The organism is Kocuria gwangalliensis (assembly GCF_039544365.1).
Taxonomy (GTDB): domain Bacteria; phylum Actinomycetota; class Actinomycetes; order Actinomycetales; family Micrococcaceae; genus Kocuria; species Kocuria gwangalliensis.
This window is the reverse complement of sequence record NZ_BAABLN010000071.1, coordinates 16,486-38,887: the sequence shown is the minus strand read 5'-3', so window position 1 is coordinate 38,887 and position 22,402 is coordinate 16,486. Positions and strand designations below refer to the sequence as shown.

Genomic DNA, 22,402 nt, shown 5'->3' with positions numbered 1-22,402 from the left:
GCATAAACTAAGTTCTCGTTGCCCTCGTAGCTCAGGGGATAGAGCACGGCTCTCCTAAAGCCGGTGTCGTTGGTTCGAATCCAATCGAGGGCACGAAAAAGTCCCACCGGACCCGGTGGGACTTTTGCGTACTCGGGGTCACTCGCGCGGTCGTTGGCCGGGTAGCTTGCCCTCGGCGAAGTCGTTGAGTTTCCGGCGCACGATCATGACATTGACGATCAGCGCCACGACGACCACCGCCGCCAACAGTGCCCAGCGGGCCATCACGAGCCCCGACGCCGCGGCCACCAAGGATGCGTCCTCGGGAGTCGTCACGGCGGCCTCCAATGCGCGGTTTCCCACCACGAAGACCACTGCGTAGGCCAGCGCCACAAGCCAGAACATCCATTTGAGCGACCTCTTGGGGGTGTTCAGGCCGAAGAACAACACCATGCCCAGGGCGAAGAGTAGCGGGGCGAACAAGCCGGTGGTTGCGTGAACGCCGGTGTAGTCGGCCTGCCCGGTCTCTCCCAGGGCGTGGGAGAACTGCGTTATGTACTGCTGGTCCACCCCGCTCCACTGCATTTCGGGGACCGGCATGCCGCCCGCAGCCCCGGCGCTGAAGCCCGGGAGGACAACAAAGGTGTAGTACGCCCAGAGTGCGATACCGATGATCAGGGCCGCTCCGACCACGATGGCCGCGGACGAGGCCTTACCCGGCTCGGCTCTGAGAGCGCCGTTGGGCATCTCATGCACGTGCTGCCCTCGCCGAGCAGGCCGGGCCGCCGACGAACCGGCGTCCCCGGAAGTTCCGCTCGAAGCTCCGTACTTCTTGGCCTTTTGTGAATTGGTCATGCCCATACCGTTCATTATCCCCGTTTTGTGCGCCCGACGGCGGTTCACCGCTGTCGGGGACATGCAGACACCGTGGGAGTAGGCTTTGTGACTACGGGTACACACCGGACAACGGCCGGTGGGAGAAGGTGCCCCGCGGGCACCGCGGAAGGATGGTGACGGTTGTGGAACTTTCCATTGGCCTACCGGACGGGTTGCTCATGCGCGTGCAGCAAGGGAAGTCCCTCACGCTTTACGAAGCCGATCACGCCACCGTTCGGCGGAGCATTGATTGCTCCTGCCTGGACGGAGCCGAGATCGTCGACATCGTGTGGTCCCACAAACTGTCTGCCGTCATTGCGGCTGTTCCCGTCCGGCATCAATTGTTCCGATGGGATGCGTACACTGACACCCTCCAGGAATACGCCGGAACCGGGGAGAAAGGGCGCCGGGACGGTCGTATTGCACAGGCCAAGTTCGCTTCCACGGTGTCCATCACCGAATCCGGCGACGGCCGACTGTGGTTCGTCGACAAGGATTCGTCCTCGTTGCGTTACATCGAGATCGACACCGACCGACCCGACGGCGGGCCCCAAGTGGTCACCGTGATCGGCCGGCACGGCGCGGGATATCAGGACGGTCCGGCGGACGAGGCCCAGCTGAACCATCCGGAAGATCTGCAGGTCCTCTACGACGGTTCGATCGTGGTGGCGGACACCGGCAATCACGCCATCCGGCACCTGGACCTCAATGAAATGGAAGTCTTCACAACCTACGGTGGACCCGATCAGGACCCCAACGAGTTCGACGATGACGATTTCAAGTTGGAGGCCCCGGTCCGGGTGACCGTGGCCGATTCCCAGTTGTGGGTCGATGACGCCAATGGGCGACACATGCTGGAGCCCAAGTACGTGTGAGATAACATCTCTATTTAATTGGTGTCTGACGGCCTGGATACACTGGGCCAATCATGGATTACCTCGCAGACAACCCTTTGCTCTCGGCCGCTTCCGTGCGTTCGGACTCCGCACCCGTCACATCCGCTCACGCGGGTGCCTCCGCCGGGCAATTGGTGGCGGGATTGAACGAGCCGCAACGCGCAGCCGTGGTACACGCGGGCTCTCCGTTGTTGATTGTGGCGGGCGCGGGGTCGGGGAAGACACGAGTTCTCACGCATCGCCTCGCTTATCTTCTGGCGTCCGGACGCGCGAACCGCGGGGAAATCCTGGCCATCACGTTCACCAATAAGGCCGCGGCCGAAATGCGAGAGCGGATTGAGGATCTCGTGGGGGATTCGGCCCGTTCCATGTGGATCTCCACGTTCCACTCCCTGTGCGTGCGGATTCTGCGCCGCGAGGCCAAGACGCTGGGCCTCACCGCCAATTTTTCGATTTACGACGCCGCCGATTCGCTGCGTTTGATCACCCAAGTGGCCAAGCAGCATGAACTGGATCCCAAACGATTTGCTCCCAAGGCCATCCAGCACAAGATTTCCGCTCTCAAGAACGAGCTCGTGGACGATGAGTCGTTTCTTGCCCGTGCCAACAGCACCGATCCGTTCGAGATGGCGGTGGCCGAGGTGTACCGGGGGTACATGCAGCGGTTACGCGCCGCCAACGCCCTGGACTTCGACGATCTCATCGGGGAGACGGTGCACATGTTCCGCGCGTTCCCGCAGGTCCTCGACTACTACCGCCGCCGCTTCAAGCACATCCTGGTGGACGAGTACCAGGACACCAACCATGCCCAGTACGCCCTGGTGCGAGAACTCGTGGGAGGCACCTCCGGGACGTACCGTGATGAGACCGGGCTACCCCCGGCGGAGCTGACGGTCGTGGGCGATTCGGATCAGTCCATTTATGCGTTCCGCGGGGCAGACATTCGCAACATCACCGATTTCGAGCGAGATTTCCCGTCCGCCCGCACCATTCTTCTGGAGCAGAATTACCGCTCCACTCAAAACATTCTCTCGGCGGCCAACTCCGTGATCTCGCAGAATTCGGGTCGTCGGGACAAGAAGCTCTGGACGGCCGAGGGCAGCGGAGCCCCCATCATCGGCTACGCCGCGGAGAACGAACACGAAGAAGCCCGGTTCATTTCCGAAGAGATCGACCGGCTGCAGGACAAACACGGGGTCCGCCCCGGAGACGTGGCGGTCTTCTACCGCACCAATGCGCAGTCACGCTCCCTCGAAGAGATCCTCATGCGCGTGGGGCTGCCCTACAAGGTGGTTGGCGGCACACGCTTCTACGAGCGCAAAGAAATCAAGGACGTCATCTCGTATTTGCGGGCCATTGCGAATCCCGCGGACGACATCAACGTCCGGAGGGTGATCAACGAGCCCAAGCGCGGGATCGGCGACCGCGCGCAGGGCTCGATTGCCGCCCTCGCGGACCGCGAGGGCATCAGCTTCAGCCAGGCCATGCATCGCCTGGACGAGGCTCCCGGGCTGGCCAAGCGGTCCGCCAATGCCGTGGAGAAGTTCGTGCAGCTCATGGACGATCTCGAGGAACTGTCTCGCACCTCCTCGGTGACCACCGTGGTCGAAGCTGTCCTGGAACAATCCGGGTATTTGGAGTCACTGCGCGCCTCCAATGATCCCCAGGACGAGTCCCGGGTGGAGAACCTGGCCGAGCTCGTGGCCGTGGTTCGCGAGTTCGAGAGGGACAACCCCGATGCGGGGCTGGGGCGGTTCCTGGAACACGTGGCACTCGTGGCGGATGCGGATCAGATTCCGCAGCAGCCTGAACCCGCGGACGGTACGGTCAGCGCCCAGCAGATCGCCAAGGAAGTGGCGGAGGCCCGTTCGCAGGGTGTGGTGACGCTGATGACACTGCACACGGCCAAGGGGCTGGAGTTCCCGGTCGTGTTCCTCACCGGCATGGAGCACGGCATCTTCCCGCATCAACGCAGTTTCCTGGACCCCTCCAGCATGGAGGAAGAACGCCGCCTGGCGTACGTGGGCATCACCCGTGCCCGGCAGCGGCTGTACCTCACGCGTGCGGAATCCCGCTCCATGTGGGGTCAATCGCAGTTCAATCCGCCCAGTCCGTTCCTGGAAGAGATTCCCGCCGACCTACTGGACTGGAAGCGCGAAGGCTCGGCGTCCGGGAGCATGGGGTGGGGATCACCCATCCACGCGGGCGGTGACCGCCGCGACGCCATGCGCGGTTCATCCTGGGCCGCGGGTGCCGGTTCGGGGGCGTCGTTCTCCAGGCTCGCAGCGGCGTCGGCGGGGCGAGTGCAACCGCGCAAGGAGATTCCCACGCTGTCCGTGGGGGACAGCGTGGAACACACGGCGTTCGGCAGAGGTTCCGTGATCTCACTCGAAGGCTCGGGGGACAAGACGGTGGCCAAGGTGCGCTTCGGCTCGGAGGAGAAGCGGCTGCTCCTGCGCTATGCGCCCATCAGCAAAGTCGAGTGAGCAGGCCTAGAGGAACAGGAAAACCAGCGCGGTGAACACCGCGGTGATGCGTAGCGACTCCCCGTCGAGCACATGGATGATTCCCAGCAGCACCGTACTGACCACAATGGCCAGGGCAACGGCCGGCCCGGCCGCGAGGAACATCACGGCGCCCAGCACGGCCCCCGCCACCAATCCACCCCAGGGAACGTAGCGTGCGGCGGGGAACGTGAGGCGCAAAAACAAGGCCCGGTGGGCATAGGCCAGGAGGCTTGCAATCAGGCAGGCCCGGCCCACGTGATAAGCCAGCCAGGCAAGCATGGGCAGCCACGCGATCGGTCCGTGCATGCTGTAGAGCTCGAAGTAGACGCGGACCGGGGTCATGCTCCACGAATCCGCCACGGATACCGGCAGCACAATGGCAGCGAGCACGGCGACCACGAAGCAGACAAAGATCTTGGACCATCTCCGGTGGCTCAGAGCGGCGGCGAACCGGGAAGGCAGCGGGTCCAACCCGCGTCTGCGGGACCAACCGACCAATGACCGCGCCAGGACGAACCACGCCAGGCCCAGGCCGACCCAGAACAGCATTTGCCATCCCAGCGGATAATAGGCGGGGACGTCCCCGGTGACGGTCAGCACCGACCCGTCGACCACGAGCTCGAGTCCCAGCGCCACGAAGGACAGGGTGGCCAGAGCTGTCATGAACCCCCGGTCGGCGGGGCGGGCATCCCATACATCCGCTAGTTCCACGCTACGCATGGAGACCAGTCAATCAGCCGAGGGGGCGTAATCAATGAATTGCGGCGACCAATGAGCTTTGCATCTACTGAAGTGTGACGCGAGTTATCGAATACATGGACTAAAATCACCCTGAGGGCAGTATGGCCGCGCGCTCGTGCGGTCTACCCCGATCTATCAGGTCGATCCGTTGAAGCATCGAGCTTGGGCGGACCGACACCACACCTCGACGCAAAGGACACTTATCCGTGGACCTGTTTGAGTACCAGGCACGCGACCTGTTCGAAAAGCACGGTGTCCCCGTGCTGGCCGGCATTGTCGCCACCACCCCCGAAGAAGCCAAGGCAGCAGCAGAGAAGATCGGCGGCGTGACCGTCGTCAAGGCGCAGGTCAAGGTAGGCGGTCGCGGCAAGGCCGGCGGTGTGAAGGTCGCCAAGACTGCCGATGAGGCCTACCAGTACGCCCAGGACATCCTTGGCATGGACATCAAGGGTCACACTGTCCACCGCGTCATGATTGCCGAGGGCGCGGACATTGCCGAGGAGTACTACTTCTCGGTGCTGCTGGACCGGGCCAACCGCTCCTACCTCGCCATGTGCTCCGTTGAGGGCGGCATGGAGATCGAGCAGCTGGCCGTTGAACGACCCGAGGCCCTGGCCCGCGTGGACGTGAACCCGGCGGAAGGCATCACCGAGGCCAAGGCCCGCGAGATCGTGGAGCAGGCCAAGTTCGATTCCGAGACCGCGGAGAAGATCGTGCCCGTTCTCGTGAAGCTGGGGGAGGTCTACACCAAGGAAGACGCCACCCTGGTGGAGGTCAACCCGCTGGTCAAGACGGGTAATGGCGATGTTCTGGCTTTGGACGGCAAGGTCTCCCTGGACGACAACGCCGAGTTCCGTCACGAGGACCACGCCGGCCTGGCCGACAAGTCCTCGGCCGATCCCCTGGAGGAGAAGGCCAAGGAGAACGACCTCAACTACGTGAAGCTCGACGGCGAAGTGGGCATCATCGGCAATGGTGCCGGTCTCGTGATGTCCACGCTGGACGTCGTGGCCTACGCCGGTGAGAAGCATGGCAACGTGAAGCCCGCCAACTTCTTGGACATCGGCGGTGGCGCCTCCGCTGAGGTCATGGCCGCCGGTCTGGATGTCATCCTCAACGACCCGCAGGTCAAGTCCGTGTTCGTCAACGTGTTCGGCGGCATCACCGCGTGTGACGCGGTGGCCAACGGCATTGTGAAGGCCCTGGAAATCCTGGGTGACTCCGCCACCAAGCCCATCGTGGTTCGTCTGGACGGTAACAATGTCGACGAGGGTCGCCAGATCCTCGCGGACGCCAATCACCCGTTGGTCACGTCCGCGCAGACCATGGACTCCGGCGCCGACAAGGCCGCCGAGCTGGCCAACTCCGCCAAGTAATCGCCCACGCGTAGAGCTATCAGGAAGAAGATATGTCGATCTTTTTGAACAAGGACTCCAAGGTCATCGTTCAGGGCATCACCGGCGGCGAAGGTACCAAGCACACCGCCCGTATGCTCGCAGCCGGCACCCAGGTGCTCGCCGGTGTCAACGCCCGCAAGGCCGGCACCACGGTGAACCACAAGGACAAGGACGGCCAGGACGTAGGGCTGCCCGTTTTCGGTTCCGTCACCGAAGCAGTGTCCGAGACCGGCGCGAACGCGTCCATCGTGTTCGTGCCGCCGGCCTTCTGCAAGGACGCCGTGATTGAGGCCATTGACGCCGAGGTTCCGCTCATCGTCGTGATCACCGAGGGCATCCCGGTTCAGGACTCCGCGGAGTTCTGGGCACACGCCAAGGCGAACACCGGCGCGGACGGCAAGCCCAAGTCCCGCATCATCGGCCCCAACTGCCCCGGCATCATCTCCCCCGAGGAGTCCCTGCTGGGCATCACCCCGGCAAACATCACCGGCAAGGGCAAGCTGGGCCTGGTCTCCAAGTCCGGCACCCTGACCTACCAGATGATGTACGAACTGCGTGATCTGGGCTTCACCTCCGCCATCGGTATCGGCGGGGACCCGGTCATCGGCACCACGCACATCGACGCGCTGGAGGCCTTCGAGGCTGATCCGGAGACCGAGGCCATTGTGATGATCGGTGAGATCGGTGGCGACGCAGAGGAGCGTGCCGCCGACTTCATCAAGACCAACGTGACCAAGCCGGTCGTGGGCTACGTTGCAGGCTTCACCGCTCCCGAGGGCAAGACCATGGGCCACGCGGGTGCCATTGTCTCGGGCTCCTCCGGGACCGCTGAGGCCAAGAAGGAAGCCCTTGAGGCTGCCGGCGTGAAGGTGGGCAAGACACCCTCCGAAACGGCACAGCTCATGCGCGAGATCTTCGCAGGCAAGTAAACCGCGCGTGCCCGGTTGATCAGGCCCGCAATGCGCCGACGCCGCTCGCCCACCTTGGTGGGGGAGCGGCGTCGGCGTTTGTGCGAGAAGTCTTGGGCAGGGTGTCAGGCGAGCACGATGGTGCGGTTGCCCGAAATGACCACTCGACCCTCCGCGTGCCATTTGACGGCGCGGGACAGCGCCTGGGTTTCGGCGTCGGAACCGGCCGCCACCAGATCGCTGGGGGTGTGGGCGTGATCCACGGGGATCACGCGCTGGGCAATGATAGGTCCCTCATCCAGATCCGACGTGACGTAGTGGGCCGTGGCCCCCACCATCTTCACGCCGCGGTCGTAGGCCTGGTGATAGGGCTTCGCGCCCTTGAACGACGGCAGGAACGAGTGGTGGATGTTGATGCACTTGCCGGACAAGGCACGGGTGAGATCATCGGAGAGAATCTGCATGTACCGGGCGAGAACCACGAGTTCGGTGTCGTAATGATCCACGAGTTCGAGCAGTTCCGCCTCCGCCGATCGCTTGGAATCCTTGGTCACGGGAATGTGGTGGAACGGGATGCCGTAAAAGTCCACGAGCGGCTGAAGGTCGGTGTGATTGGAGACGACCGCGACGATCTCGATGGGCAGCGCGTTGACTCGCTGGCGGTGCAACAGGTCCGTGAGACAGTGCGAAATTTTGGAGACCATGATCAGCACACGAGTCTTCTTGCGGGCATTGACCAGACGAAAGCGCATGCGGTGCTGGTCGGCCACCGGTTGGAAGCCTTCAACGAGGGACTCCGTGGTGACGGCTCCGGGGTTGCTCATGGTGTGGCACCGGATGAAGAACTCACTGTTGTGGCGGTCGGAGAAATGCTTCACGTCAAAGATGTCGCACCCTTGATTGGTGAGATTCGAGGCCACAGCACTGACCAGACCGTAGGCCTCGGGACAGTGGACGGTCAGGATGTGCTCATCGGGCGTGGACAGTGGGGCGAACATCGGCGGGGATCTCCTAGGGCAACAATGGGAACGACGCGTGCGGGGGCCGTAGCTGATCCTAGCGGGGCGTTGAGCCCGTGAGCCATGTGGGCCAGGCCGAGGGGCAGTGATCTTTCACGCGCGACACGGCGGAGATCTCGAATGGCATTGTGGAGCGTTTACAACCGGTGGCCGCGGGAGCGGACGGTAGGAGCCCGTCCGGCGCGGGGAGAGGTGCGCCTCTGTGAGAGAACCAGCGGCCACCGGCAGGCGTAAACGCCTCAACGGGATGAAGCCGTGGGCTGAGCGGCTATCAACGCAGGGCATCAGCCACAAAGCACCCCCCAGTGCGAGTGTGGTGATTTATCCCGTGCGAAGTCTCCCGTTGTGGTGGTTTCGAGAACCACAGAATAAAGAATATCGGAGATATGGGGTGTCCAGTTACCTTCCGATCGATCTGTGGAGACTTCGTAAGCTCTACGCCCCACCGATGAATACTATGGAATGTAGTTATTACCACGACGTAACTGGAGGCGGGCTAGGCATGATGTCAATTTGTACCCGCTGTCAAGGGAGTTTCCCCTCACCAGAGCATGACTATTCATAATATGTGGGTGGAGTTTGTGGGCCAAAGTGGGGACAGGTCACGATAGGTTCTTTTCATACCGCGACCACGTGGGGAACCTTTCGTTTCCCGCTTCGACACCACCAGAACACTTTACGCCGGTGCTTCCTATGCGACGGTCGTATTAAAAGCCAAGCCCAAGACGTAGGTCGCAAGGGCCGCACTGTAACCGATGGCCAGTTGGCGAAGTCCGCGCTTCAACGGGGACGCACCCGAGAGCAGGCCAACGCAACCGCCGGTGAAGACCAACGCCAGACCCACCAGGAGCATGCCGACGATCAGCGCCGGACCGCCGCCCAGCCCGAAGAAGTAGGGAAGGAGGGGGACAATGGCGCCGGAGGCGAAGAAGCAGAAGCTGGACGCCGCCGCCCCCAGATCGGTTCCGAGTGCTTGGTTGTCCTCGGACTCTCTCGGGTCCTCCCGATCCGGTAGGCCAGGGTTCAGCGCCGCTCTGGCTTTGGCATCCTGGAAGGACAGTGAGGGATCGCAGTCGCAGTCGAAACGGCCCATGCGTTCCGCGGCGCGGTGTTCGGCGGCTTCCTCGGACATGCCTCTGGCTCGATAAATCAAGGTCAATTCGTTGGCGTCCAGGTCGAGTTCGGGAGCCACGCTGAGCGTGACTTGGGTGGGGCGGGAGGCGTCCAGTAATTCGCGCTGTGAACGCACGGAGACGAACTCCCCGGCGCCCATCGACAGTGCGCCCGCCAAGAGTCCGGCAATTCCCGAGACCATCACAATCGAGCTGGAAACGCCCGTGGCGCCGATTCCCATGATGAGTGCGAGATTGGAGACCAAACCGTCATTGGCGCCGAACACTGCCGCGCGGAAATTTCCCGACAGTCTCGTGCGGCCATCCGTGGCCAGGGCGCGAATAATTTCCTCGTGGACGGCCTCATCGGCGGCCATTGCCTCCGTCGCATCCGAATCTTCACGGTACGGAGAGCGGGATTCCGCGCGTTGCAGTAGCGCCAGCACAAAGACTGTGCCGAAATGCTTGGCCAGGAACATGAGCGCCCTGGAACGCAGGGAAGGACGACCACGTTTTCCCCCGTGCGGGCCCAGGAGTCGGCGCCAATGTTCCGCGTGCCGGTCCTCTGCCACGGCGACCTGGTGCAGAATGTCACCCTGCTCAGCCGGGGCCCGGTCAGCGAGGTGCTGGTAAATCGCAGCTTCCGCGAGCTCGTCGGCCAAATAACGGCGCCACCGGCGGATCTGGGTCGGGGTAGGTTCGATTGACGGAGTGTGATCGGAATGGGGTGATTCTGGAAATCCCATGGGGCCAGAGTTTACGCCGCGCCCCGGATTCGGGTTTTCGGGACCCCGAATCACCGGAACGCGGGTGAGCGGGCCCACCGATGACTTTGTGCTACCCGGCCCGTCCGATCAGCGGGGGCGTCGCCGCAGAATACCGAAGGATACTACGCCCACCAGAATTCCCCAGAAGGCCGAGACAATGCCGAATGGCTGGATGCCGGAGACGGTTACGACCAGCGTGATCAGGGCGGCCTCAATGACAGCCGGCTGGTAATTGCCCTGATGCATGGAGTCGAACATTGAGCCCTGCAGCGCACCGAGCAGGGCCACGCCGGCCAGCGCCGAGATCATGCCCGGCGGAATGGCGGAGAACAAGGTGACGATGGTGGAGGCGAAAGCGCCGAACACGATATAGAAGGCACCGCACGCGATGCCGGCGATATAACGACGCCGGTGCTCGGGGTGTGCTTCGGGGCTCGTGGCGATGCCCGCGGTCACGGCGGCCAGATTCAACGCATGGGATCCGAAGGGGGCGAAAAGGACGGAGGCGACCCCGCTCGCGCCCAACAGGCCGCGGTCATGGGGCGGGAAGTTCGCCGTTTTCATCATGGCCAGCCCGGGGGCATTCTGACCAGCGGCGGTCACGATGAGTAGCGGGATGGAGATACCGGCTATGGCGGCCCAGGAGAACGTGGGCATGGTCAGCACGGGGACGGTCAAACCGAAGTCCGGGGAGACGGACGTGATGGCCCCCGATATCCAGGCCACCGCTATCCCCGAGGCCATGGCCACGAACACTGCGTAGCGGGGGACGAAGCGCTTTCCCAAGAGGTAGCCGACCACCAGGGCGCCCGCGGGAGCGGGATTCTCGACCACGGATGGGGCAACTTGGATGGAGAAGGGCAAGAGCACACCCGCGAGGACGGCCGCCGTGATGGGTTTGGGAATTGCGTCCAGAATCTTGCCGAACAAGCCCGTGACGCCCAGCAGCAGACCCAGTATCGCCGTGACGATGTACGCGCCAATGGCGTCCGAGAAGGTGTAATTGCCCAGAGAGGTGATCAGCAGTGCCGCGCCGGGGATCGACCACGCCACCATGACGGGTTGCCGGAACCACCAGCTGCACAGCACGCAGGTGATTCCCGAACCCACGGAAATGGCCCACACCCACGACGCCGTCTGGGCGGAGCTCAGCTCGGCGGCCCGGGCTGCTTCCAGGACCACGAGCAAAGGGCCCGCGTAGGAGACGACCACGGCAACGAATCCGGCGAGAGTCGCCGACAGCGACCAGTCCCGGCGCAGCGACGGTCTGGGGCTGCGCTGACGTGGCTGGACTTCCGTGCTCATAGTTCTCCCGGTGGTAGGGAAATGGGTGGGCCTCAGCCCACCATATGGGGAAAATCACACCGGAGGAAATATGAATGAGGCATCATTTGATCTGACTCAGATATCAGTGTCCGTGGGACATTGCTCCGGGTTGATGACCGTCAGAGTTCCCGTGTGTCCTTCCGGGACCGGAAAACTTCCGGTGCCCCAGTGGAAGGCATACGGGTTGTTGCACGAGCGGCCGTGGCGCAGAGCGGTGAGAACCCGGCGAGCGGCCTCCTCGGGTGGATGCGGCCCCGAGGTCCACGGTTGATCGACGCCCAACGGCCGGCGCCAACCGGATGCCTCGAAGAACTCGGTGTGATGGGGCCACGCCTCGGGCGGTAGCTGACGGGCTGAACTGACGGCGCATTCCGCGCCACCGGGGCCCGTGCGAACCCACGCGGCGGGCGTGTCGGAGGTTGCGGGGGTGTGGTCGTACTCGATGACCAAGAAGTCATTCCACAGCAGTTGCGCAATGGCCACGGTGAGGAGATGCTCCAGTTTTTCCCACTCTGTGGCCGGAGGGCAGAGCTCCGTGACCTCGACCACTCCGATACCGGCCCGTTCAAGTCTGTGACGAGCCCCGGGGACCGGCGTCTCCGGGTTGACGGTGGGGGACATGAATTTCACTCCGTACGCAACAAACCGCGGCTGATCAGGGGGAATAATCGAGGATGACTGCTCGCAGCAAGGGTGCCGCTGTTGTTCACGGTAGCTATCCATGCGGGGCTGGTCGATACCCCGCGCAATTATGACTCAGCGTTGAACGGCGGTTCAGGGGGAGAGGAGCGTACGGATGTCGCTGGCCGTGATGGCGGAGGAAAATGCGCGCTCGTCGTCGAGGACCGCGGCGAAAAGATCGGCCTTGCGCTGCTTGAGTTCCATGACCTTCTCCTCAATGGTGTTCTCCGCAACCATGCGGTACACCATGACCTTCTTGGACTGGCCGATGCGGTGGGTGCGGTCCACGGCCTGGTTCTCCGTGGCGGGGTTCCACCACGGGTCCAGGAGATAGCAGTAGTCGGCTTCGGTCAGGTTGATACCGAAACCACCGGCCTTCAAACTCACCAGGAACACGGGTGCCCTGCCGCTGCGGAACGTCTTGAGCGCGCCCGCCCGGTCCCGGGTGGAGCCATCCAGGTAGCTGTACGGGATCTTGGCTTCGTCGAGCCTGGCTGCGACCAGTTTGAGGAAACTCGTGAACTGGCTGAACACCAGTGGGCGGTGGCCTTCCGCGACGATCTGGGGCAATTGTTCGAACAGCGCATCCAGCTTGGACGAGGACGCCGTGGACTCCGGGTCCACCAAAGCGGGATCCAGGGCCAGCATGCGCAGCGTGGTCAACGACTGGAAGATCGTGAAGCGATTGCGATCGAAATTCTGCAGCAACCCCAGGATTTTGGCCCGCTCCCGCTGCAACCGTCGGTCGTAGGCGGTGCGGTGGGCCTGGTTCAACCCCACGTGCTGCGTGTGTTCCAACTTGGGAGGCAGCTGCAGATCGACGTCGCCCTTGGTGCGGCGCAGCATGAACGGGCGGATCCGGGAGCGCAACCGCGCCAAGACCTCCGGATCCTGGGCGCGTTCAATGGGCGTTTGATAGAGCTCGGTAAACTTCTTCTTGGACGGGAACAATCCGGGGGCCGTCAACGAGAACAGGGACCACAACTCGGAGAGGTTGTTCTCCATGGGTGTGCCCGTAATGGCGAGCTTGAACCGGGACGAGAGGTCCTTCACCGCACGGTAGGCCTTGGTGCGCGGGTTCTTGACGAACTGGGCCTCGTCCATGATCACCCCGGCCCATGGCAGGGACTGGTAAAGATCGGCTTCCAAACGCAGCAGCGTGTAGGAGGTGAGCACCACGTGAGCGCCGCGAGCGGTCTCCGGCAGATGCTGGCGCGTGGAGTTCATGGTCTCAATGGTTATCGACGGCGCGAAGCGCTTGAGCTCGGCCGTCCAGTTGGCGACCACGGACGTGGGCGCCACCACCAGGAACGGCGGCAGATCGGGATCCGCATCGCGTGCGCGGAGGATCGCGGCAATCGTCTGCACGGTCTTACCCAGTCCCATGTCATCGGCCAGGATGCCGCCCAAGGAGTGGTCCCACAGAAAACTGAGCCAGCGGTAGCCCTCGTACTGGTAGGGGCGAAGATTCGCCTGAAGGGACCCCGGTTCCGCGGGGGCCGGAATTTCCTGGAGGTTGGCCAGCGCGCGGACGCCGTTGCGCCACTGTTCGGCCTGGTGGGTGTCCGTGGCGATGTCCTCGAACTGCTCCCACAACCCGGCCTGGTACCGGTTGAGGGACAGGGGCGCGTTCTTGTCCTCCTGAAGTGAGCGAGCCTCGGTGATCAGCTGCTTCAACCGGAGGAATTCGGGGCGGTCCAAGGGGAAATAGGAACCGTCCGGCATGAGCATGACGTCCTGGCCCACGTCCAGGGCCTGGAAGATGTCCGAGAACGGGACGTAGTGCTCGCCCACCCTGATGGTGACGCCCAGCCCGAACCAGTCCCGATGCTCAGTGGGCGCCGTGGACACGGTGATCTCGGGGGCGCGGGTCACTTCTTGATACGCGGGGATGCCGCCGGTTTCCTCGATGCGCAGGTCCGGGACCTTGTGCAACAGGGGCAGCCAGGCACGGATGAACCGCAGGGCGTCGGACGCCGCGTAGGAACTGCGCTTGAAGTCCAGTTCCGGAATCCTGCGGTGCACCGCCTGTACCACGGAGGATTCCCACCTGGATTCCCGGTTCACCGGTTCATCGGCCAGTGGATTCAGGGGCCGGAACGGCAGGCGGATACGGTCGCGGCCCTTCTGATACTCCCATTCCCACTCCACCCGTTCCGTGAGATCGTCGTGGTGCACCGTGAGCACCATTTCCGGATCGGCCACTTGGGGCAGCTCCAGGGAACCGTCCGTGGCGGTGACGTCCATGCTTTGATGCAGGCGTGGGAAATACCGTTCGAAGAATTCGTCCACTCCGTCACGAGGGATGGTGAGTTCTTCCGCTCGGTCCAGGAACGAGCGTTGCTGTTGATTCAACCGCGTGGCCAACGGGACCAGGTGCAGCGGGAACTGGTTGAGATCATCGGCCAGTTCCAGCTCGCGTGGCCGAGCCTCGGGGAAGAACAGGCCATGGCCCGGTTGCCCGATGATCCTGGTCCAGTGGAGCGGGATTTCGCTGTCGCCCATGACCAGGTGGGGGTACAGCTTGAGGGCCCCGTTCTCGTCCGAGCTGACACTGACCTCGAACCTGCCGGCCGGCCCCACGGAAACCTGCTGACCGGTGCCCTGCGAGACCAAGGGAATGCCGAGCGCCTCGGCGCGGTTGAGGATGGGCCACAGCAGGGGAGAGGTGTAACGCTCCATGTGTAGCTGGTGCCGGTCCACGGCGTACGAACCCCGGTGGGATTCGGACAGTGCTCTCAGTTCCTCGAACCAATCCAGCTGATCCTCGGTGAGTCGCCCGGAACGGGCATGATTGGCCAAATTGCCCCAGTCGATGCCGGTATGGATCCAGCCGGAGCGTTGACCGCGAAGCGCCGGACGTGCCGTCAACGTGACCGGTACGGCGTTCTGGTCCTGCTGCCACGCGCGGGGACCGCGATGCTGCACCCGGGACAAGTTCAATTCCAAGGCGACCGAGGGGCCGTGCTCGGGGTCCGTCACCACCCGATCGTGATCTGAGCCGGGGACGATGCGGGACAGTTCGCTGCGCCAATCGGTTGTGAGCCCGGTGGGCCGAGCGCTCGCGAAATGTACGTCACCATCCATGCCAATTACCGTACCGCCCTCCGACGACACGCAAAGTGCACGCGTGGTGATGGCGGCTGTCACACCGGCGTCTCGAGGTGGCGTCGGAAACCTATACTCAAGATGAACCTGATTTATTGTCACCGCGCCACGGGGCGCAGACGGAGGATTTGTGGCAGACGCCGCCGGGCTCCACACGGGAGACCACGCCATTGCATCGGGACCCCAAGAAGTCGAGTATTTACGCTGGAACGACGCCGTGGCCAGGGCTTTCTGTGGCACACAGGCATCCGGTGAACTGGTCCATCTGGACCTGGACGACAAGACCCTCGAGCAGATCGGGGCGGAGTTCGGTTTGGACGGGCCGTCCGCCCTGCGGGCCATGGCCGATTCCGTGACACCGTTGCTGGTGGTGGACGGCTCCCGCCGCTCGATGTTCGACTCCTTCAACAAGCTGACGGAGGCCTGGTACCGGGCGTCCAGGCGTCAGCTCAACGATCTCAACAGGATCGGCCCGCCACCCGTGGTGGCGTTGTTGGCCCTGTTCTCTCTGGCCGGGCGGCACATGTCCGCGCTCGCGGCCCGCACGGGAAACAAATCCGTGTCGGCGTTCTACCTTCCGTTGGCGATTTTATTGCAAGCCGGCCAGGACAACGTCAAGGCCCTGGAATCGGCCGTGCGCAAGGACTCCGAGATGTACTGGGACGCCCTGCGCTACTGGTTGGAACTCTTCGACGGGCAGGTCGGGTTGCCCTCCGCTCACGCGGTGAACCATCGACCCGTGGGACTGGCCTTGTCCCAGACGATGTTCGGCGAGGCCGAGCTGCGGCAGCTGCACCGCATGTTCGAAGACCTCGAGCTGACCACGGCTCAGGGGATGAGCGCCCAGGAACTGGGAATCTACGTGGATTTCTGGCTCGACATCGCGGACACGGATGTCTCCAAGGGCATGCGCCGTATCTGGTCCAACCCGCTCACTCGCGACGCCGGTCTCCAGGTCGCGTTGGCTCAGTTGGGCGCGTGGGAATCCTCCCGCGACGACGACGCCGCCATAGCGGTTGCCACCGAGCGGCGAGCATCGCGTCACCTGGGCCCCCGCAGTGTCAGCTTGTCCATGACGGACGGCACCGATTACGTGGGCAACCCGATTTTCGAGCTCGGGTTCGTGGTGCCCAAGCGGATGATTTCCGGGCGCGAAGTGGAATTGGCCACCGAGGCCGGGCCGCGCACCATGTTCCTGTCCTACATCGGTGACGCGTACTTGGGGATCTCCGCGTACAACTCGCGCATGTCCAGCGAGACCCTGTTGTCCGGTGAACTCCAGCTCAGCAACGGTGACACCGCCATCACGCGTAATCCGCGGCCGGTCGTGGTGTTCGCCAAGGATGCCTACTCGGACACGTTCATCTCGGTGGATCACATTCCTGCCGCGTGGCCGTCACGGATCTTGGTGCAGAACAAACCCGAGTGGGTTGAGCAGATCACCGCCATTCTTGATGACTCGGCCTCGCCGGACTACCGCATGGTGGGCCCCGGGGAGAACGGCCTGCCCGAGGACTGGGTGCTGTTCGACGATGTCCAGGTGCTGCGCGCCGGTGATCCGATGCTCACGGTCAACGACAACTTCTCCGGGCTGGTACCCCGCCTGGTTCCGGCCGTCACGCTGTCCGGTGGCCTGCGCATCCCGGGGGACGTGAGCCGGTTCTCGGCGTTGCGGCCGCCGCAGATCACGGTCACCTCCGATTCCGACGATCCGCTGTCGCTGGAATGCGAATGGCGGAACCCGCACTCGTTCAAGCTGATGTCCACCAAATTATCGGCCCCTCGAGTGCCACCCTTCCAGGTGAGCTTGGAGGGCTCGGACCTGATGCGGGACAACAAGACGCTCAAACCCAATGACTACACGCTGGTGCTCAAGGCTGGGCGCACCGTGAAGCAGCGCCTGGAATTCCGCGTCCGTGACAGCTCCTTCTACATCACCCAGCGCTCACTGGGCTACGAAGGCGAAATGGTGCACGTGGCGCGGGAGCCGTTGTGGCCCGTCACCTCCACCACCCTGGACGAACTGCCGGATGAATATGTGCAGGGTTCCTTCGACAACATGGACTCGGTGGAACTGGAACCGGACGCGCTGGGCGTGGAGGTTCCCGAGATCGCGGGCTGGCATTCGGCCGAGGGTCTCATGTACCCCGAGCGCAGCAATGAGCTTCCCGCACCCGAGGGCGCATCCTGCCTGGTCACCGGCAAGCACAAGGTGATCCTGCCGCCCATGGACCCCAAGGCCAAGGCGCCGTGGATCTTTGGGCGCTGCCGCCATTGCGGGCTCACCAAGCGCTACCCCGGGCGGCTCACCAAGCTGTCGGCGGTCGGTCAGACCGGTTCGGTGGAGTCCTTGCAGTTCATTGGTCCCGACTACAGCGACTACCCCGGATCCTGGGCACCTCTGAAGGACGCGCTGACGTTCCTGGGTGGCGGCAAACGGGGGAGCCTATCGATCATCGCCCGCCAGGCCGAGGACTCCGAGCGCTTCGAAGAGTGGTTCGTGGGGCATTTACAGGCCCTGGGCTTCCTGGAAGTCATTCGTGACGGTAACTGGACCGTGCGTCGCTGGCAGGTCTGCTCACCCGCGCTGACACAGTTGGTGGATGGTTCCGTGCTGCTCACCGGTGGTTGGCGTGCGGAGCAGGAGGAGACGGTGACCGCCGCCGCGGAATCACTCGGTGCAGAGGTCGTGGTGCTGTCCCCCGAGGATCACGCGACCACACTGTTGCAGGACGTGGACCTGGATGCTCTGCGTGACGAGCTACCCAATGGCATGTGCGATGTGGTCTACGAGGCGGGACCCGTCATGCTCGACACGTTGCCACCACTGTCTTCGGTGGTGGACTCGTTGCCGCTGATCGAGATGCAGTACAACGGCGTGGCCGAGCATTTCGTGCCCGAGGACGCCACGTGGGAGGCCACGGAGAACCGTAATCAGGCGGGGTTGTTCCGCATTAATCACCACCACCGCACTCGTTACGCGTTCCGTACCGAGGCCGACGTCGCCTCGGGCCACGCCCGCCCGGTGTCCTCCGCCCTGGGTAAGCACTTGGCCGCTCGGGACGCCGGAACGCCGTTGGTCAGTCACGACTCGGAGCTCCAGTTGTTGTCCGTGCCGATCGGCGCGGAGTTGCCGGGGCTTTACGGTCGGGCCGCGGTGCTGTGTTCCGGTCTGTTGCCGACCAAGGTGGACGAGGACTTCTCCTTGAACTACGGGGACATCTCCGACGAGTTCGCGAGCGCACTGGTGGCCAAACTGCTGGCCTGAGGTTCGTCCGGAAGGCGAAAGCGCCGCCTTGGCCCGGCAAGGCGGCGCTTTCGCGTACGGGTTCGCCTACAGTGGAGACAGCTGTAACTTAGTACCGAGTGGTAATCAGACGTCTCGAACCCCGGGTTGTTCCTCGTCCGACCCGAACCAGCGAACGGAATCATGAGTGATTCCTCGACCCTGTCCAGCGCGCATTCCGGATCGTCAGCATCGGTGCCCTCCGACCCACCTCCCGGCGGACCACCCGAGGGGAACACCAAGATTCCGGTCAACTGGCGCGTCCTGGTGGCCTCCGGGGTGCTGATCATTGCCTTCTCGGCGTGGGCCATGCTTGCTCCCGCGCAGGCGGACACCGTGATCGGTGGTGTCGTGGCCTGGGTGGCCAAGTACCTCGGCTGGTTCTACATCCTCACGGCCACCCTGATCATTGTGTTCGTGGTGATCGTGGCCGCCAGCAAACAGGGCAACATCAAAATGGGTCCCGACCACGCAAAACCGCAGTTCAACATGTTCACATGGACGGCCATGCTCTTCGCCGCCGGGATTGGCGTGGATCTCATGTTCTTCTCCGTGTCCGAACCGGTGAGCCAGTACTACGCACCCCCTGTGGGTGAGGGACAAAACCTGGAGGCCGCGCGCCAAGCGGTCGTGTGGACCCTGTTCCACTACGGCATCACCGGGTGGGCCATGTACGCCTTGATGGGAATGGCCTTCGGATATTTCGCCTACCGGTTCGGTATGCCCCTGAGCATTCGTTCGGCCTTGTACCCGTTGATCGGTAAACGCATTCACGGTCTCGCGGGCGATGCCGTGGACACGGCCGCCCTGCTGGGCACCATCTTCGGTGTGGCCACCTCGTTGGGCATTGGCGTGGTGCAACTGAACTTCGGCCTGCAGTTCTTGTTCGGGGTTCCCGAGAACCTGGCGGTGCAATCAGCATTGATTGCACTGGGGGTCCTGATGGCCGTTGCCTCGTGTGTTTCGGGTGTGGACAAGGGCATTCGGCGGCTGTCCGAGTTGAATATCATTCTGGCCATCGGCCTGATGTTGTACGTGCTGATTGCCGGCCGCACGGCGTTCCTTCTGGACGCGATCGTGATGAATATCGGTGACTTCCTGGCGCGCTTCCCCGACATGAGCCTGAACACGTTCGCCTTTGAAGCACCCCAGGAATGGATGAGCGGCTGGACCCTGTTCTTCTGGGCGTGGTGGATCGCGTGGGCCCCGTTCGTCGGGTTGTTCCTGGCGCGGATTTCCCGCGGCCGTACGCTGCGCCAGTTCGTGGTGGGTACCATGACGGTCCCGTTCGCGTTCATCCTGCTGTGGATCTCGATCTTCGGCAACTCAGCGCTGGATCTGGTGGTCGGCGGGAACGATGCCTTCGGTGAGGTCGCCGTGAGTACACCCGAGCGGGCCTTCTACTCACTGCTCGCGGAATACCCCGGCGTGACCATTGCGGCCTCGATCGCCACGTTCACCGGGCTGTTGTTCTACGTGACCTCGGCCGATTCCGGCGCGCTGGTCATGAGTAACTTCACCTCGAAGATCGAGGATCCCAATCAGGACGGGCCCAAGTGGTTGCGCGCGTTCTGGGCGATCGGCACCGGTGTGCTCACCCTGGCCATGCTGCTCGTGGGCGGGGTGACCACGCTGCAGAACGCCACCCTGATCATGGGTCTGCCCTTCTCCGTGGTCATGTACATGATCATGATCGGCCTGTGGCGGGCCCTACGGGTGGAGGCCAGCAGCGCGGAGTCCAATGCGACCGCCAGCCGCTCGGTCGTGGCCAGCAGGACCGGGCGCGAGATGCATTGGCGCTCGCGGTTGACCCGGCTGGGCAACTACCCGGGCGCGCGCACCGCACAACGCTACATTCACGACGTCGCCGCGCCCGCCCTGAACACGCTGGCCGTGGGACTGCGGGAATCCGGGGTGGACGCCACGGTGGAATGCACGCCCATCCCGGACAATGCTTCGGTGGATCAGGTGTGCCTGCACGTGACCTTGGCGCCCGAGCGTGACTTCACGTACCAGGTGTACCCCGTGGCGTTTCCCACACCGGGCTTCGGTGGTTTCCGCACCAACCCGGACTCGGACCAGTATTACCGGTTGGAGGTGTTCGCCGCGACCGGTTCCATGGGCTATGACGTACTCGGATACACGCAGGACCAGTTGATCAATGACGCCCTGGACGGCTACGAGCGACACCTGAAATTTATTCGAATCAATCATGAACACCCCGGAAGCACCCAGATTGGTCTGACCACGTCCGAGACCATTACCTGGGGTGAAGACTTCTCGGAATCCAAGGAGGAAACACGATGAGCAACACCTTGTACATTGACGGCCAGTGGGTCCCCGCGCTCGACGGCGGAACCCGAACCATCACGTGCCCCGCGGACGGTACCGAGGTTGCGGTGGTCGCCGAGGCCACCGGCCAGGACACCGAGCGCGCCATTGCCGCAGCTCGTGCCGCCGCCGACGACGAACGCTGGGCAAGCGTTCCCGCCCCGGAACGCGGCAGCTTCCTGCTGCGCGTCGCGGCAAGCCTGCGCGAGCGCAGCGAAGAGTTCGCCCTGGCCGAGTCCAAGGACACGGGCAAGCGGATCGACGAGTCCCGCCAGGACATGTCCGACATCGCCAATTGCTTCAAGTACTTCGGCAAGATCGCCGCCGTGGACGCCGGGCGCATCATCGACGCCGGGGACCCGGACGTGCTCAGCCGCGTGGTCCACGAACCCGTGGGTGTGTGCGGGATGATCACCCCGTGGAACTACCCGTTGCTGCAGGCCGCGTGGAAGATCGCACCGGCATTGGCCGCGGGCAACACGTTTGTGCTCAAGCCGGCCGAACTCACCCCGCACACCTCGATCCTCATGATGCGGGTGCTCGAGGACGTCGGGCTGCCCGCGGGTGTGGGCAACCTGGTGCTGGGTGCCGGCGCGCAGGCGGGTGCACCGCTGTCCAGCGATCCGCGCGTGGACCTCGTCTCCTTCACCGGCGGCCTGGTGACCGGTCGTGTGATCGCTGCCGAGGCGGCGTCGACGGTCAAGAAGGTGGCCCTGGAGCTGGGCGGTAAGAACCCCAACGTGATCTTTGCCGACGCGGATTACGACGCCGCCCTGGACAACGCGCTCAACGGCGCCTTCATCCACTCCGGCCAGGTCTGCTCGGCCGGGGCGCGCTTGGTGATCGAGGAATCCATGGCCGAGAAGTTCGTGACCGACCTGGTGCGCCGAGCCGAACAAATCCGGTTGGGCGGGCCGTTCGATGAGAAGGCCGAGACCGGCGCGTTGATTTCCGAAGCCCACCGCGACAAGGTCCACGCCTACGTGGAGCGGGCCCGTGAGCAGGGCGCACGAGTGCGTTGCGGCGGTGGCTTCGCGGAAGGACCGTCGGCGGACGGTTTGCTGGATTTGAGCGACGGCGTGTTCTACCTGCCCACCGTGATCGACCAGTGCACTCGGGAAATGGACTGCGTGCATGACGAGGCCTTTGGACCCACCGTGACCGTGGAGACCTTCCGTACCGAGGAAGAAGCAATCGTGATCGCCAACGACACCAACTACGGACTGGCCGGTGCGGTGTGGACACAGGACGCGGGCCGTGCACAGCGCGTGGCCGGCAAACTGCGCCACGGCACCGTGTGGATCAACGACTTCGGCCCGTATCTGCCGCAGGCGGAATGGGGCGGCATGAAGCACTCCGGTGTGGGGCGCGAACTGGGCTTCCACGGTCTGGCCGAGTACCAGGAGACCAAGCACATCTACCAGAACACCCGCCCCGCGGTGACCGGTTGGTTTGCCGAACGCTGAGT

General features: G+C 63.7%; 14 protein-coding genes and 1 tRNA gene. 8 read left to right on the top strand and 7 right to left on the bottom strand.

Annotated features, from left to right (window positions below):
• The first annotated feature begins 20 nt into the window (after positions 1–20).
• Positions 21–93, top strand: a tRNA-Arg gene (locus tag ABEA06_RS14235).
• Positions 94–138: 45 nt separating this feature from the next.
• Here the strand turns inward: ABEA06_RS14235 and ABEA06_RS14230 are convergent.
• The gene (locus ABEA06_RS14230; protein ID WP_303382319.1) at positions 139–834 is read right to left on the bottom strand and encodes a hypothetical protein; all 696 of its coding nucleotides are present in this window, start codon (positions 832–834) and stop codon (positions 139–141) included.
• Positions 835–998: 164 nt separating this feature from the next.
• Here ABEA06_RS14230 and ABEA06_RS14225 point away from each other — a divergent pair, with 164 nt between their 5' ends.
• Both ABEA06_RS14225 and pcrA read left to right on the top strand, forming a co-directional pair.
• Positions 999–1,730 (top strand): NHL repeat-containing protein, encoded by a 732-nt coding sequence (locus ABEA06_RS14225; RefSeq protein WP_303382320.1) that lies wholly within the window; start codon positions 999–1,001, stop codon positions 1,728–1,730.
• Between the two features lie 53 nt (positions 1,731–1,783).
• Complete coding sequence (pcrA, locus tag ABEA06_RS14220) at positions 1,784–4,237, top strand: DNA helicase PcrA (protein ID WP_345311934.1); 2,454 nt, start codon at positions 1,784–1,786, stop codon at positions 4,235–4,237.
• Positions 4,238–4,243: 6 nt separating this feature from the next.
• Here the strand turns inward: pcrA and ABEA06_RS14215 are convergent, their stop codons facing one another.
• On the bottom strand, positions 4,244–4,978 hold the full coding sequence (locus ABEA06_RS14215) for a hypothetical protein (RefSeq protein ID WP_345311933.1): 735 nt from the start codon (positions 4,976–4,978) through the stop codon (positions 4,244–4,246).
• Between the two features lie 227 nt (positions 4,979–5,205).
• Here ABEA06_RS14215 and sucC point away from each other — a divergent pair, with 227 nt between their 5' ends.
• Both sucC and sucD read left to right on the top strand, forming a co-directional pair.
• Entirely contained in the window at positions 5,206–6,375 is a 1,170-nt protein-coding gene (gene sucC, locus ABEA06_RS14210; protein WP_303382323.1) for an ADP-forming succinate--CoA ligase subunit beta, read from the top strand.
• Between the two features lie 32 nt (positions 6,376–6,407).
• The gene (gene sucD / locus ABEA06_RS14205; RefSeq protein WP_345311932.1) at positions 6,408–7,325 is read left to right on the top strand and encodes a succinate--CoA ligase subunit alpha; all 918 of its coding nucleotides are present in this window, start codon (positions 6,408–6,410) and stop codon (positions 7,323–7,325) included.
• A 104-nt stretch (positions 7,326–7,429) separates the two neighbouring features.
• On the opposite strand, the gene purU is transcribed toward sucD, so the two are convergent.
• From purU to ABEA06_RS14180, 5 genes are all read right to left on the bottom strand, one after another.
• Positions 7,430–8,302, bottom strand: coding sequence for a formyltetrahydrofolate deformylase (purU, locus tag ABEA06_RS14200; protein ID WP_303382239.1), 873 nt, complete (start codon positions 8,300–8,302; stop codon positions 7,430–7,432).
• A gap of 712 nt (positions 8,303–9,014) precedes the next feature.
• Entirely contained in the window at positions 9,015–10,181 is a 1,167-nt protein-coding gene (locus tag ABEA06_RS14195; protein WP_345311931.1) for a VIT1/CCC1 transporter family protein, read from the bottom strand.
• Between the two features lie 108 nt (positions 10,182–10,289).
• Positions 10,290–11,507 carry a benzoate/H(+) symporter BenE family transporter gene (locus ABEA06_RS14190; RefSeq protein ID WP_303382241.1) on the bottom strand — a complete coding sequence of 406 codons (1,218 nt, stop codon included), beginning with the start codon at positions 11,505–11,507 and terminating at the stop codon, positions 10,290–10,292.
• A 96-nt stretch (positions 11,508–11,603) separates the two neighbouring features.
• A complete protein-coding gene (locus ABEA06_RS14185) occupies positions 11,604–12,149 on the bottom strand; it encodes a TY-Chap domain-containing protein (protein ID WP_312394980.1) in 546 nt (181 codons plus the stop codon).
• Between the two features lie 153 nt (positions 12,150–12,302).
• A complete protein-coding gene (locus ABEA06_RS14180; protein ID WP_345311930.1) occupies positions 12,303–15,296 on the bottom strand; it encodes a DEAD/DEAH box helicase in 2,994 nt (997 codons plus the stop codon).
• A 151-nt stretch (positions 15,297–15,447) separates the two neighbouring features.
• Here ABEA06_RS14180 and ABEA06_RS14175 point away from each other — a divergent pair, with 151 nt between their 5' ends.
• The 3 genes from ABEA06_RS14175 to ABEA06_RS14165 all read left to right on the top strand — a co-directional run bounded on the left by ABEA06_RS14175 (position 15,448) and on the right by ABEA06_RS14165 (position 22,400).
• Positions 15,448–18,585 (top strand): hypothetical protein, encoded by a 3,138-nt coding sequence (locus tag ABEA06_RS14175; protein ID WP_345311929.1) that lies wholly within the window; start codon positions 15,448–15,450, stop codon positions 18,583–18,585.
• A 162-nt stretch (positions 18,586–18,747) separates the two neighbouring features.
• The gene (betT, locus tag ABEA06_RS14170; protein ID WP_345311928.1) at positions 18,748–20,910 is read left to right on the top strand and encodes a choline BCCT transporter BetT; all 2,163 of its coding nucleotides are present in this window, start codon (positions 18,748–18,750) and stop codon (positions 20,908–20,910) included.
• Positions 20,907–22,400 carry an aldehyde dehydrogenase family protein gene (locus tag ABEA06_RS14165; protein ID WP_345311927.1) on the top strand — a complete coding sequence of 498 codons (1,494 nt, stop codon included), beginning with the start codon at positions 20,907–20,909 and terminating at the stop codon, positions 22,398–22,400. Before betT ends, ABEA06_RS14165 begins: the two co-directional genes overlap by 4 nt.
• Positions 22,401–22,402 lie beyond the last annotated feature (2 nt).

Coding starts and splice junctions, on each gene's coding strand:
- ABEA06_RS14230 (WP_303382319.1), bottom strand. CDS start 834: ATGACCAATTCACAAAAGGCCAAGAAGTACGGAGCTTCGAGCGGAACT.
- pcrA (WP_345311934.1), top strand. CDS start 1,784: ATGGATTACCTCGCAGACAACCCTTTGCTCTCGGCCGCTTCCGTGCGT.
- ABEA06_RS14215 (WP_345311933.1), bottom strand. CDS start 4,978: ATGCGTAGCGTGGAACTAGCGGATGTATGGGATGCCCGCCCCGCCGAC.
- sucD (WP_345311932.1), top strand. CDS start 6,408: ATGTCGATCTTTTTGAACAAGGACTCCAAGGTCATCGTTCAGGGCATC.
- purU (WP_303382239.1), bottom strand. CDS start 8,302: ATGTTCGCCCCACTGTCCACGCCCGATGAGCACATCCTGACCGTCCAC.
- ABEA06_RS14195 (WP_345311931.1), bottom strand. CDS start 10,181: ATGGGATTTCCAGAATCACCCCATTCCGATCACACTCCGTCAATCGAA.
- ABEA06_RS14190 (WP_303382241.1), bottom strand. CDS start 11,507: ATGAGCACGGAAGTCCAGCCACGTCAGCGCAGCCCCAGACCGTCGCTG.
- ABEA06_RS14185 (WP_312394980.1), bottom strand. CDS start 12,149: ATGTCCCCCACCGTCAACCCGGAGACGCCGGTCCCCGGGGCTCGTCAC.
- ABEA06_RS14180 (WP_345311930.1), bottom strand. CDS start 15,296: ATGGATGGTGACGTACATTTCGCGAGCGCTCGGCCCACCGGGCTCACA.
- betT (WP_345311928.1), top strand. CDS start 18,748: ATGAGTGATTCCTCGACCCTGTCCAGCGCGCATTCCGGATCGTCAGCA.
- ABEA06_RS14165 (WP_345311927.1), top strand. CDS start 20,907: ATGAGCAACACCTTGTACATTGACGGCCAGTGGGTCCCCGCGCTCGAC.